This window comes from Mycobacterium persicum, assembly GCF_002086915.1.
Lineage (GTDB): Bacteria > Actinomycetota > Actinomycetes > Mycobacteriales > Mycobacteriaceae > Mycobacterium > Mycobacterium persicum.
Genome location: NZ_MWQA01000001.1, coordinates 2798209 through 2810174, shown reverse-complemented (window position 1 = coordinate 2810174; position 11966 = coordinate 2798209). Strand labels below are relative to the sequence as shown.

Annotated in this window: 10 protein-coding genes, 1 tRNA gene and 1 other RNA gene; 5 read left to right on the top strand and 7 right to left on the bottom strand. The window is 68.8% G+C overall.

Annotation, left to right across the window (positions count from 1 at the left end; translation table 11 throughout):
* Positions 1 to 2 precede the first annotated feature (2 nt).
* Positions 3 to 1136: a hypothetical protein gene (locus B4U45_RS12805; RefSeq protein ID WP_075546859.1), complete on the bottom strand. Its 1134-nt coding sequence runs from the start codon at positions 1134 to 1136 to the stop codon at positions 3 to 5.
* Positions 1133 to 2464, bottom strand: a complete 1332-nt coding sequence (locus B4U45_RS12800) for a hypothetical protein (protein WP_075546860.1) — start codon at positions 2462 to 2464, stop codon at positions 1133 to 1135. The genes B4U45_RS12805 and B4U45_RS12800 overlap by 4 nt, the downstream gene beginning before the upstream one ends.
* Positions 2465 to 2674: 210 nt before the next feature.
* Between B4U45_RS12800 and B4U45_RS12795 the strand changes: the two genes are divergently transcribed.
* On the top strand, positions 2675 to 2971 hold the full coding sequence (locus B4U45_RS12795) for a hypothetical protein (protein ID WP_082275379.1): 297 nt from the start codon (positions 2675 to 2677) through the stop codon (positions 2969 to 2971).
* A gap of 3 nt (positions 2972 to 2974) precedes the next feature.
* On the opposite strand, the gene B4U45_RS12790 is transcribed toward B4U45_RS12795, so the two are convergent.
* From B4U45_RS12790 to B4U45_RS12780, 3 genes are all read right to left on the bottom strand, one after another.
* A complete protein-coding gene (locus tag B4U45_RS12790; RefSeq protein WP_075546862.1) occupies positions 2975 to 4336 on the bottom strand; it encodes a CHAT domain-containing protein in 1362 nt (453 codons plus the stop codon).
* The gene (locus B4U45_RS12785; RefSeq protein WP_075546892.1) at positions 4333 to 6078 is read right to left on the bottom strand and encodes a hypothetical protein; all 1746 of its coding nucleotides are present in this window, start codon (positions 6076 to 6078) and stop codon (positions 4333 to 4335) included. The genes B4U45_RS12790 and B4U45_RS12785 overlap by 4 nt, the downstream gene beginning before the upstream one ends.
* 62 nt (positions 6079 to 6140) lie before the next feature.
* Positions 6141 to 6614, bottom strand: a complete 474-nt coding sequence (locus B4U45_RS12780; protein WP_075546863.1) for a lipoprotein LpqH — start codon at positions 6612 to 6614, stop codon at positions 6141 to 6143.
* Positions 6615 to 6750: 136 nt separating this feature from the next.
* Between B4U45_RS12780 and B4U45_RS12775 the strand changes: the two genes are divergently transcribed.
* On the top strand, positions 6751 to 7479 hold the full coding sequence (locus B4U45_RS12775) for an enoyl-CoA hydratase/isomerase family protein (protein WP_075546864.1): 729 nt from the start codon (positions 6751 to 6753) through the stop codon (positions 7477 to 7479).
* A 1-nt stretch (position 7480) separates the two neighbouring features.
* Here the strand turns inward: B4U45_RS12775 and lucA are convergent, their stop codons facing one another.
* On the bottom strand, positions 7481 to 8320 hold the full coding sequence (gene lucA, locus B4U45_RS12770; protein ID WP_075546865.1) for a lipid uptake coordinator LucA: 840 nt from the start codon (positions 8318 to 8320) through the stop codon (positions 7481 to 7483).
* Between the two features lie 90 nt (positions 8321 to 8410).
* Positions 8411 to 8499 (bottom strand) — tRNA-Ser (locus tag B4U45_RS12765).
* A gap of 79 nt (positions 8500 to 8578) precedes the next feature.
* Here B4U45_RS12765 and ffs point away from each other — a divergent pair.
* The 3 genes from ffs to B4U45_RS12750 all read left to right on the top strand — a co-directional run bounded on the left by ffs (position 8579) and on the right by B4U45_RS12750 (position 11965).
* An RNA gene (gene ffs, locus B4U45_RS12760) (signal recognition particle sRNA small type) lies at positions 8579 to 8675 on the top strand.
* A 43-nt stretch (positions 8676 to 8718) separates the two neighbouring features.
* On the top strand, positions 8719 to 10005 hold the full coding sequence (locus B4U45_RS12755) for an aspartate aminotransferase type Ic (RefSeq protein ID WP_089025061.1): 1287 nt from the start codon (positions 8719 to 8721) through the stop codon (positions 10003 to 10005).
* Between the two features lie 145 nt (positions 10006 to 10150).
* Positions 10151 to 11965: a DNA polymerase III subunits gamma/tau gene (locus tag B4U45_RS12750; protein ID WP_075546867.1), complete on the top strand. Its 1815-nt coding sequence runs from the start codon at positions 10151 to 10153 to the stop codon at positions 11963 to 11965.
* Position 11966 lies beyond the last annotated feature (1 nt).

Below are 11966 nucleotides of genomic sequence, written 5' to 3'. Positions count from 1 at the left end.
GCTCAATACGCGGACTCGCCGGCCAGGATTTCGGCGAGGAACGCGTCGGCCGGCGGTCGGTCCAACCGCTCCCGCACCCAGCGGCGGACCCGATCGCGGGTGTGCCGCGATTCGTCGACATCGGCGCCGATCACCACCGATGTCCGCGGCCAATCGTGGTTCCAGGCCGCGGCCTGCGCCATCGCGTGCCGGTGTGCGTCGGCGAGCGCGAGGGTGGCCCGGCCGCCGGCGTCCAGGGCTCCGGCGCCGCTGACCTCCCCGGAGTTCACCCGTACCGGGATGTCGGTGGGCGCATCCGGCCCGACGACGGCTGCGCGTATCACCGCGACAACGCCCGGGCCCGCCGGCTCGACACTCCAGTCGACGGTGTCCTCGGCCGCATCGAAGATTCCCGGCGGCACCGCACCCCAGTTGATCGACGCCACGCCCCGGCCGATCGATGCCGCGCCCCGCGGAGCCCCGTCGGTGCCGGCGGCCAGCGCGTAGTCGTCCCGGCGGCCGCTCGGCAACGTCGCGACAACCGACGAATCATCAACTGCCGCGGACAGTTCCGCCCAGGCCATGTCGTCAAGGCCCGCCTCGTCGGCCAGCCGGGCGCCGGACCGCACCAGCTCGAGGACACGTCGATCGTCTGTCCGCAGGTGGGAAAGCAGCGCGGCGGCATGCGGTGCCAGCAGCCCGGCCACATCCGAATCCAGGGTGTCGTCGGTGAAGAAGCCCTGCACGCCGGCCGTCAGCACCGCCACCTCGACGTCGAGCAGAGCCCGGTCGAGTCCGGCGATGCCGTCGCGCTGACTGGCGGGCCACCAGCGTCGCAGCCAGTGGCCCAACGCCAGCCTGCGCAGCGGGGCCGTCGACCCCGACACCACGTCGACGCCGGCGAGCTCGAGGTCACCGGCAGGATGCGCGGCCAGCGCCGATGTCAGCGCCACATGGCCGGTCTCGCCGACCACCCGCCACAGCCAGTCCGCGCGCGACACGTCGGTGAAGGCGATGTGGGTCGCGGCGTCGTCGGGCGGGTCGTCGATGGTCCACGACAACACCGCGCCACTGACTTCCAGCACCGCGGTCAGCGGTGTCGTCGCGGGATGAGCCGGGCCTGTCGTCCACAAACCGGATTCGGCGACCAATCTCATCCCGCCACCTGCAATTCCAGCATCGACTTGATCCGCTGCCGGTGGTCGAGGCTGACCGACCGGGCAACGCCCTCCAGCAGCGATCGCACGTCGTCGACGTCCTCGCAGGGCTCCTGCCAGACGTCACGTCCGTGCAGCCGAGCCCACAGTCGGCTCAGGTAGGGCTGCGGGTAGGCGGCAAGGTCGTCGACAACCTGTTGCTGCCGGGGATGGATCGGCCCGCCTTCGGCGAGATAGCGCCGGGCGTGCAGGACGTACGCCTCCTTACGCAACCTGGACTGGATCTGCGCGGCCAGCGGGTACCGATTGGTCGTCGACCGGTCCAGGGGCGCTAGTTCGACCGCGACCTCGATGCCGGCCACCAGCGTTGCCTGCTTGTCCTCGGCCAGCAGACCCCACGGGGCACAGGCCCGGTCCACCTCCTCGGCGCACAACAGCGGCACATCGGGTAGTGCGTCGCGATCCAGGGCACGCCGTAGCGTGGCACGCACCCGATCGACCACCGTCCGGTCGAGCGGGCGGTCGCTGTCGGAGCCGCCGACGACCTGTGGGCACCGTTGCGGCGCAGCGGAACTGAGCCCCAGTGTCACTATCGACCACGGCAGCTGGGCATCGTCGACGCGGGCCAGCGCTCCCAGGTTGTACGGGGTGGCATCGGCGATAAGCGCGCACCAGGCGCGCTGGCGGGCGGCGGCTGCGCGGTGACCGGTGGCGGCATCCAGCACGGTTCCCAACCCGGCCAGAAACGACTCGACCACGGTGTCCAGAGCCATTTCCGGGGCGCGTATGTCCCGCCAGCTGCGGTCGAGTTGCGCGGTCAGGCCGGCGACCACCGTGGCGCTCGACACGTATTCGTTGAGCACTTCGACGGCGGTGCGGTCCCGACCCTGATGCACCTCGTGCAGCACCGCGGCCGCGGTCTCACGATCATCCGGCGCGGGTGGACCTTTCGTCACAGCCAACTCGAAACACACCGGGAAGTAGAGCTCTTGGGCGTTTCCGCTGCGAATTCGCAGCCGCCGCCGTTCTCGCTTAAGCACGTCGAACCACGCAGCCGCACAACGCAATTCGTGCCCGCAGCCGATGATCAGGTCGCTCATTGCCGCGGCCGTGCCGGGGTCGACGACCGGGGCCGAATACTGGGGATTGGATCGCAACCGCAGCACCAGCGGATCGATGATCCGTTTGACGGTGCGGCTCAGCGGGCCGCCGTCATCACTGCTGAGCACCTCGACACCGGGACCGATTGCGCGCCACGCCCGGTCGATCACCGCCCGGCGGGGGTGACCCACCGCTACGGCCATCGCCACCCGCGGATCCGCGCTCATCTCGACAGGATAGGGGTATGGGCGGCCATAGTGATAACCCGAAAGTTGGGTTCGGTAGCCGGTCGCATACCAGAGCCTGGTGGCATGAACACGTCGAAGCTGCCGGCCGTCATCGCCGAGATCGGGCTGATCGCAACCACCCTGCTGTACCTGATGTTTCACTGGTCGTGGCTCGCCCTCACCGGTGTTGCCCTGGCCGCGGCGACGGTGATGCTCGTTGGCCGACTCGCCCGCGGCTCCCGCCCGGCAGCAGCAGACAGCCGCACCGTCGGGGTGGGCACCGTGCGCGCGGTCGGCCCGGGGGAGCGCCAGATCTGGATCGAGGTGGCCAGCGTGCACGGCGACAGGTTCATCGGCCGACTGGTGCGTGACGACGACGATTCTGACGAAGCGGCGTTGCGTCCCGGCCTGGTCGTCCTGGTGGCATTCGATCCCGCTGACCGCGAGGCGCTTTCACTGCCCGATGACGTGTTGGCCGTCCGCGCTCGCGGCCTGAGCTTCGCATGACCGTCAGCGAGCGCCGTCGACCGCGAAAGTGACCACGGCCGCCCAATACAGCGGGCTGGCGGTGACGTCTCCGTCCCGCCAGCGCCGCATCTGGTCGCGCTGCCAGCGGTTGACGGCACATCCGGCGTCGACGTTGTCGTGGGCCCGGTCCACGGCGGCGACCGCGTCGGCCATCGGATCGACCAGATCGTCACCGGCGGTTGCGAATTGGCGATAGGCGGCGGTAGTGGGCAGCGACCATAGGGTGGCCGTCACCAGCTGCGCCCCACCGAGAATCATCGCCGCCACCAGGCCGGTAGCCTCGTCGAACCGATAGTCACCGCCGGACGCGCAGGCCAGTAGTGCCACCCGCGGCGGTATCGGCAACCGCAGGGCCATCAGATCCGACGCGGTCAGTGGCCGGTGCTCGCCGACCGCGTCGGCATCGCCGGCGATCTCCGCCCGACAGGCCAGGTGCAGCGCGGCCCGGTCGGCCCGGCCGAGATCACTGTCGGCCGAACTCGCGTGCCCGACATATACGAGTCGGCTCGGGTTTTGAGCCAGTAAGCCGGCCAGCCACCAGCGGTCGGCATCGCTGCGGCGAAACAATTCGACTGCCGCCTCGACGGCCGGCAACACCGCGCGGCGTTGCATCAGCTCGGCAAAGTGCCGCGCCAGCACAGTGTGCTCCGATGGGCGGCCGAGCACCGATCCCAGCGCGGAGTCGGGCCGCTGCCCGGGTACGCGGGGATCCAGGACCAGCACCGGCGGACCGTCTTGCCGGGCGTCCCAGCCGGCCGGTGCCCGCGGCGCATTGACGATGTTCTGCGGCACCGCCAGCAGCACGTCGACCAACTCCATCAGCCGGTAGCCGTCGGTGTGGGCCGTGATATCGGCCAGCTGCCACGGGATGCGGGCGGCCGCCCGGCCGCTGGCGGTGATGGCCTCCTGCCGGGCCCGCACCAGCTCTTCCTTGCTGGGTCCGGATTTCGGCACCGCCAGCAGACCCCAAGGCACCCGTGCCAGACGGGCGCTGGGCGCGACGAACAGCACTGGGCGCGGCGACGACACGCACTCCGTCAGTAGCTGCCATCCCGATGCACCGATCAGCAGCACACCGAGGATGTAGGCGAGCGTCAGTTCGGCATCCGGCGTCGCGAACGGACCGGTGGCCAGTGACCGTTCGATGGCATCGCGGCGGCTCTCCGAGCCGTGCGGCTCCGGCAGCGCGTCGGCGAGTTCGTCGAGGGCCGCCAGCAGAATCGGCTCTTCCACCACCCAGGCAACGGTTTTCGACGGCTGGCCAACGATCCGCAAGCTGGCGTAGGTGGCGATTCCGACGTCGGCGTATCGCAGGACCAGAGTCAGCCGGCCCGAATCGCTCATGGCCAGGTCGACCAGGCGGGCTCGGTGGCGGTGACAGCGCGCCCGTATCGCTGAAACGCCAGTGCCCGATAGTGACTCATGATGGGCTCGGCGTCCGGCTCCATCCGCAGCGGCGGCAACGGCCCAAGCCGGGTCAGCGAGTTACCGGTTTGCGCCGGTGGACCCGCTGCCGCGAGGGCCGCGAGGGCCGGCTCCGGCTCGGTGTCGGCCAATGCCGTTGCCGTGGTGGTCGACGCCCACTCGCCCATTGCCGGCCGTTCCGGCACGCCGCTGAAAGTTCCTCTGGCACTGTGGTATTCGACCAGCTCGCTGACCAGGCCGGTGTTCTCCCATTCCCAGGCGACGGCGAAGGCGCCGGCCAGCATCGGCGCCGAGACGTTGGCGGCCCACCGTGCTCTCGCGTCTGCGTCGGCGATCGAATAGCGCACCGAGTCGACGGCGAGCGCCGCGGGCACCTTGAGCTCGGCGGCCTGCTCGAGCTTGGTCAGCGCGCGCCGGTATCGCGCGGTGCCGACCTCGCCGCGCAGGATGCCGAGCCCCTCGGCTTGCCGCGCCTCGGTTTCCTGCAACGTCTCCTCCGGGTCGCCGGAACTGTCAAAACCCAAGTCGGCCAGCGCGTCTGCCCGCCACACGGTGCCCAGGTGGCTATCCAGCTGAGCGTATTGCAGCCAACTGCTGCGCGGTGACGAGTCGAGCAACTCGCGCGCTTGCGCAATCATCTCGACCGCTTCGGCGAAGCGACTGCAGAAGATCGGGATCCAGCTGCGTTGCAGCAGAATACGATGCAGAGGCAGTGGCTTGCCCAGTTCACGCCAATGCCGTTCGGCGTGTTCCCAGCATTCGTCGGCGGCTTCCAGTGCGCCGCTTGCCAACCGGACAAGTCCCAGATACAGCCAGCACCGGGCGACATCGTGCGCCCGCGCGTACCGGGCGATGACCGGATGAGCCTGCGACACCAACTGCTCGGTCATCACGTGGTCGCCGACCAGCCAGCGGGCCGCCGCGCGCTCCAACTGCGTTCTGGCCGAAGCGAATTCCCAGCCGTTGGCGGCCGCGCGGGCTCCGGCCCGGAGTAACCAGGGCTCGGCTTCCGGCAGTCGCCCGGTCTCGACGCAGAATCTGCCGTATCCGGTGGCCGCGCAAACCCAGAGGTAGTCGTCATAATCCTCGCCGGTAGGCCGGTTGACGGCGTCGAGTACCTGCTCCCACAGGTGCAGCGATCGGGGATGCAGGTCATCGTCGCAGAGCGCAACAGCGCACCGGAGGCGGGCATGGGTGAGCAGGCAGGCGCCCTCGCCGGCAAGGTCGGGAAAGGCGTCACCGGAGTCGCTGACCAACGCAGCCAACTCCGCCAGCGCCGTCTGGGCGCCGGGGTGATCGCCGCGCGCCGCTGCCAGGCCGGTGTGCAGCAACTGAGCGCGCCGCGAGTAGCGGCAGACCATCCACGCGATGTCCGCGTCGGACATCCGCACCTGAACGGCGGCCTCGGGCATCGCGCCGGCCAGAATCCCGGAATAGCTCGCCACACAGTCGCGGATCCGCCGAATGCATTCCTCCACACCGTCATTGGCGCCGCGAGCCAGGTAGATCTCACCGAGCTGCGCGAAAACCTCCAGCATGAGGTCGTCTCGGTCGGCCTGCTCGATACGCGGCATCAGCGACAGCAGCAGTTGCCGCGCACCCTCCTCGTCGGCGGCGAACGCCAGGCGCCGGGCGCGTTCGAGCTCGTCGGAGATCGACACGGCTGCATCATAAGTCCGGCCGGCGGACATGGAGGCATGTCCGCAGGCCGGGATCTGCCGCGCTAGCCGCACGTCACCTTGATGTTGAAGTCCTTGGTGATCATTCCGGCCATCGGGTTCTTTAAGTCGGCTCCCTGCGCCTGGCCGGTGATGGTGTAGGTCTTGCCGTCCACCGCGACCTTGGCCGAGCCCACCTTGGCGCCCATGTTGTCCGCGACGGACAGGGCGTTGCCGTCGACGACCAGCGCCAGCGACTCGACCCGCGGTGTCGCCTCGTCGGTCATCACCACCGCCAGCGCCTGTTGCTGACCACCGGTGGAGCCGCTGCCGATGTTGATCTTGCCGCCCTGCTTGACGCAGGTCACCGAGGACGGGTTCAGTCCGGGAAGATCGGTGCCGCCGACCTGGACCTGAGTGCCGCCACCGCCGGTGGAGACGCTCGATGCCGGGCTGGCCGTGTGACCGCCGCTGGAGCAGCCCACCAGTACCGCAGCGCCGCCGATGGTTCCAATCGCCACCGCGATAACACGCTTCATCGGATTTCCTTCCGTTGTGCGCCGCCCCGATGGCGGCGTCATGGCAGCAAGTACAAATCCGCTCGGTCGCTACCGATCCCAAGTATTCGAGCGACCCGCAAGCGCCGCTGTTCGGTCGTGGTGATGGAGTGTCAGTGTGATCGACATCCAGACTCGGGAAACGGCGCAAGTGGTGACGCTCTCATCGGGGCGGGTGAACGCCCTCGACGTCGAGCTGCTCGGTGAGCTGACCGACGTTCTGCACCAGCTGCAGGGCCCGCTGGTGATCACCGGCGCCGGGCGGGTGTTCTGCGCCGGTGTGGACCTCAATCGCGTGCTGGACGGCGGTGCGGCCTATACCGATCGGCTGATCCCGGCGCTGTCCGGCGCGTTCGAGGCGATGTTCAGCTATCCCGGGCCGACGGTGGCCGCAATCAACGGTGCGGCCATCGCGGGCGGGTGTGTGCTGGCCTGCGCCTGCGATCGGCGATTGATCAGCCCCGATGCCCAGATCGGCGCATCAGAGGTACGGGTCGGAGTGCCCTTCCCGGTCGCCGCGCTGGAGGTGATGCGCTATGCGTGCGGCGACCGCGCCGAGGAGGTGCTGCTGGGCGGCGGCACGTTCCGCGGGACCGAGGCCGTCGCGCGGGGACTTGCGCACACCGTCGTCGACGAGGACCTCCTCGAGGCGGCCGTCGCGGAGGCAGCGAGCCTTGGTGACATTCCGGCCGAGGCATACCGGCACACCAAGATCCAGCTGCGGGCACCCACGGTGGTACGAATGCGCGAATCCGGCGACATCGACGACGGCGTCCGCCGGCGCTGGGGTGCCGAGCAGACCCGGCAGGGGATCGCCGACTACCTGGAGCGTCTTCGCCGGCGCTGAGCTAATCCTCGACCGTGACCCCGCCGCGGGTGCGGGTGCGCCGGCGACGGTGGGACGTCTTGCCGGTCGGGCGGCGGTTGCGTATCGCACTCCGCGGCTCCTCGGCCGCTTCGGGCTCCTCGGCCGCTTCGGGCTCCTCGGCCGCTTCGGGCTCCTCGGCGGCTTCGGTCTCGGCTGCTACCTCGGCCGTCACTTCCGGCTCGGCCTCAGCCGTAGATTCCGGGGTCTCCGGCTCGGCCGGCGCCTCTTCGGTTGCCTGGGTTTCGGCTTCGGTCGTTTCAGCGGCCGGGGCCTCTTCTTCCTCGGCTTCTTTGGTCTGGGCCTCTTCGGTCTCAGCCTCGTCGGAGTCGCCTGGCTTCTTGCGGCGACTGCGCCGCTCCTTGGTCGCTTTCGGCTTGAGCGGTTTGGGTGGCGGCGGCGGCAATTCCGCGACAAACGACAGGTAGAACGCGAAGAACCCGAGCAACCCGATGGCGGCGGCGGCCCCATAAATCGCGAACAACCACTGTCCCGCGGAGTCCAGACTGAGCCAGATCTCGCTGATCGCGGTGCCGATGATCAACGCGCCCGCCAGCACATGCGCCACGATCGACCAGGTTCTTATCGACAGCGCGAGCTGCGGGGTGCCGAGTTCTGGCTTGCGGGTGCGCAACAGGGTGAACACCACCGGCAGAGCGGCCAGGCCGATCAGCGCGCCGGCCACGATCCGCAGCGTCGTTCCCAACGCGTGCGAGGTCTCGCCCATCAGCTCGTACCAGCGGGGCAATACGAAATAGAAGTAGAGGAGGCCGGCGGCGATCGAAAACGACGCGTGCCAAACGACGGCCCACTTGCGGCGCATATGCCTCCTCATACTGGTTGGCACTGGTCAGCTTAACGTTGCCCCACAAGCTGGCCGGCCCACACCGTGTGTGTCCGCGCTGCGGACTTATGGCGGAGGATGCGGGATTTGAACCCGCGAGGGCTATTAACCCAACCCGCGTTCCAGGCGAGCGCCATAGGCCACTAGGCGAATCCTCCGCCGATATGGTAGCCGCTGGACGGGGCCAGGTGTCTTGCGGCCGTCGTCGAGCGCGTCAGCCGGGGTACTAGACTTGATCGTTGGACCCCGCGCGGCGTCTATCCTGTGAACTCCCCCAGGGCCGGAAGGCAGCAAGGGTCAACGGGCTCTGTCGGGTGCGCGGGGTCCCCTCTGGTCAGGGGAGGCGTAACCGCGTTCAACGGCGAAAGGGCCGCATGGTGTCGTTCGATTCCCTCAGCCGTGACGAGCTGGCAGCGCTGCATGACCGCCATCGGCAGGACTACGCGGAGCTGCAGGCCAAGAAGCTGGCGCTGGATCTGACTCGCGGCAAACCGTCCGCGGCGCAACTCGACCTGTCCAACCAGCTGCTGAGCCTGCCCGGAGACGACTATCGCGACCCGGAAGGGGTCGACACCCGCAACTACGGCGGCCTGCATGGTCTGCCGGCGCTGCGAGCCATCTTCGCCGAGCTGCTCGGAATCCCGGTCCAGAACCTGATCGCGGGAAACAACTCCAGCCTGGAGCTGATGCATGACGTGGTCGCGTTCTCGATGCTCTACGGCGGGGTCGATTCGCCCCGGCCGTGGAAGGACGAACCGAGCGTCAAGTTCCTGTGTCCCGTCCCCGGGTATGACCGGCACTTCGCGATTACCGAGACGATGGGCATCGAGATGATCCCCGTCCCGATCCTCGACGACGGCCCCGACGTCGACCTGATCGAAGAGTTGGTCGCCGCCGATGCCGCGATCAAGGGCATGTGGACGGTGCCGGTGTTCGGCAACCCCACCGGTGTCACCTATTCCTGGGAATCCGTTCGCCGGCTGGCCCTGATGCGGACAGCCGCGCCCGATTTCCGCTTGTTCTGGGACAACGCCTACGCGGTGCACACCCTGACCCATGACTTCATTCGTCAGGTCGACGTGCTAGGACTGGCCGTCAAGGCCGGCAACCCGCACCGCCCCTACGTCTTCGCGTCCACGTCGAAGATCACCTTCGCCGGAGCGGGCGTCAGCTTCTTCGGCGGGTCGCTGGGCAACATCGCGTGGTATCTGCAGCACGCCGGGAAGAAATCGATCGGCCCGGACAAGGTCAACCAGCTACGGCATCTGCGGTTCTTCGGCGACGCCGACGGCGTGCGCCTGCACATGCTGCGCCACCAGCAGATCCTGGCGCCCAAGTTTGAGTTGGCGCTGGAGATCCTGGATCAGCGGCTCCAGGATTCCAAGATCGCCTCCTGGACGGAGCCCAAGGGCGGCTATTTCATCAGCCTCGACGTGCTGCCGGGAACGGCCCGACGCACGGTGGCATTGGCCAAGGACGCCGGAATCGCGGTCACCGAGGCGGGTGCGTCGTTCCCGTATCGAAAGGATCCCGACGATAAGAACATCCGGATCGCGCCCACGTTCCCGTCGCTTCCCGACCTGCGCGACGCCGTCGACGGGCTGGCGACGTGTGCGTTGTTGGCGGCCACTGAGTCGCTGCTGGATCCTGGTCATCACAGCTAGATCGACTGTGCGCTCAGGGCTTTCGCTGTGCGTCCAAGGCGGCAGAAATCGCGGAAATCCCGCCCGGTGTGCACCCTCGACGCCGTGAGAGCACACTGGATGCCCAGCCGGGCGCTAGTCACCCAAGCTGAGTAGCCTGCTGACCGTGGCTCTCTACCGCAAGTATCGACCGGCAACCTTCGCCGAGGTGGTGGGGCAGGAGCACGTCACCGAGCCGCTGTCGGTCGCCCTGGAAGCCGGCCGGATCAACCACGCGTACCTGTTTTCAGGGCCGCGCGGCTGCGGGAAGACGTCGTCGGCGCGCATCCTGGCGCGCTCCTTGAACTGTGCCCTTGGCCCGACGGCCACGCCGTGCGGCGTCTGTGATTCCTGCGTGGCGCTGGCGCCCAACGCGCCCGGTAGCATCGACGTGGTCGAACTCGACGCCGCCAGTCACGGCGGCGTGGACGACACCCGCGAGCTGCGGGATCGCGCGTTCTACGCGCCGGCTCAATCGCGGTACCGGGTGTTCATCGTCGACGAGGCGCACATGGTGACCACCGCCGGTTTCAACGCGCTGCTCAAGATCGTCGAAGAGCCGCCCGAGCACCTGATCTTCATCTTCGCGACCACCGAACCGGAAAAGGTGCTGCCCACGATTCGGTCACGCACTCACCACTACCCGTTCCGGCTGCTGCCGCCGCGCACCATGAGAGGGCTCATCGGGCGAATCTGCGAGCAGGAGGGCGTCGTCGTCGACGACGCGGTGTACCCGTTGGTGATCCGTGCCGGCGGCGGGTCTCCGCGCGACACGCTGTCGGTGCTGGACCAGTTGGTGGCCGGCTCCGACCACGGCGACGACGGCATCCGGGTGACCTACCAGCGGGCACTGGGGCTGCTGGGGGCCACCGATGTGGCCCTGATCGACGACGCGGTCGACGCACTGGCCGCGGGCGATGCGGCGGCGTTGTTCGGGGCGGTCGAATCGGTGATCGACGCCGGGCACGACCCTCGCCGTTTCGCCACCGATCTGCTGGAACGATTCCGGGATCTGCTTGTCCTGCAAGCGGTTCCGGATGCCGTGTCTCGTGGCGTGGTGGATGCGCCGGAGGACGTGCTGGACCGGATGCGGGATCAGGCGGCGCACATCGGGCCGGCGACCCTGACCCGGTATGCCGAGGTGGTTCAGGCCGGCCTGGGCGAGATGCGCGGCGCGACTGCGCCGCGCTTGCTCCTGGAAGTGATTTGCGCGCGGCTGCTCCTGCCGTCGGCCAGTGACGCCGAATCGGCGTTGCTGCAACGTGTCGAGCGGATCGAAACCCGATTGGCCATGTCGATCCCGGCCGCTGCAGCGACACCGGACACTGCGGCGCCGAGTCGTCCGACACCGCCCGCGCGGCCGGCGGATGCCGCGGCGCGGAGTCGTCCGACACCGCCCGCGCGACCGCCGGACACCGCGGCCCCGCCCCGTCCCACACCGCCGCAGCCGGCTCCCGAATCGACTCCCGAACCGGAGAAGGCGTCCAGCGAACTCAACGCGGCCGCCGTTCGTACCATGTGGCCGACGGTGCGCGACAAGGTGCGCCAGCGCAGCCGCACCACCGAGGTGATGCTGGCGGGGGCCACCGTTCGCGCCCTGGAGGGCAACACCCTGGTGCTGACCCACGATTCGGCGCCGCTGGCGCGGCGCTTGTCCGAACAGCGCAATGCAGACGTCATCGCCGAGGCGCTCAAAGACGCATTGGGGGTCGCCTGGCGGGTGCGCTGCGAGGTGGGCGGACCCGAGCCCGTCGCAGCCTCGGCGCCCGCGAGAGCGGAAGAGGTTGTGCCAGAAACCGATTCCGCTCCGCCCAGGGAAGACGAAGAGGAAAGCATGCTCGCCGAAGCCGGCCGCAACAACCCCTCCGAGCCGCGCCGCGACCCCGAAGAGGTGGCACTCGAGCTGCTGCGTAACGAACTGGGCGCCCGGCCCATCGACTAGG

Excerpts from the sequence above, each read along its gene's own strand:
- B4U45_RS12805 (WP_075546859.1), bottom strand. The coding sequence starts at position 1,136 with ATGAGATTGGTCGCCGAATCCGGTTTGTGGACGACAGGCCCGGCTCAT.
- B4U45_RS12800 (WP_075546860.1), bottom strand. The coding sequence starts at position 2,464 with ATGAGCGCGGATCCGCGGGTGGCGATGGCCGTAGCGGTGGGTCACCCC.
- B4U45_RS12795 (WP_082275379.1), top strand. The coding sequence starts at position 2,675 with ATGCTCGTTGGCCGACTCGCCCGCGGCTCCCGCCCGGCAGCAGCAGAC.
- B4U45_RS12790 (WP_075546862.1), bottom strand. The coding sequence starts at position 4,336 with ATGAGCGATTCGGGCCGGCTGACTCTGGTCCTGCGATACGCCGACGTC.
- B4U45_RS12780 (WP_075546863.1), bottom strand. The coding sequence starts at position 6,614 with ATGAAGCGTGTTATCGCGGTGGCGATTGGAACCATCGGCGGCGCTGCG.
- lucA (WP_075546865.1), bottom strand. The coding sequence starts at position 8,320 with ATGCGCCGCAAGTGGGCCGTCGTTTGGCACGCGTCGTTTTCGATCGCC.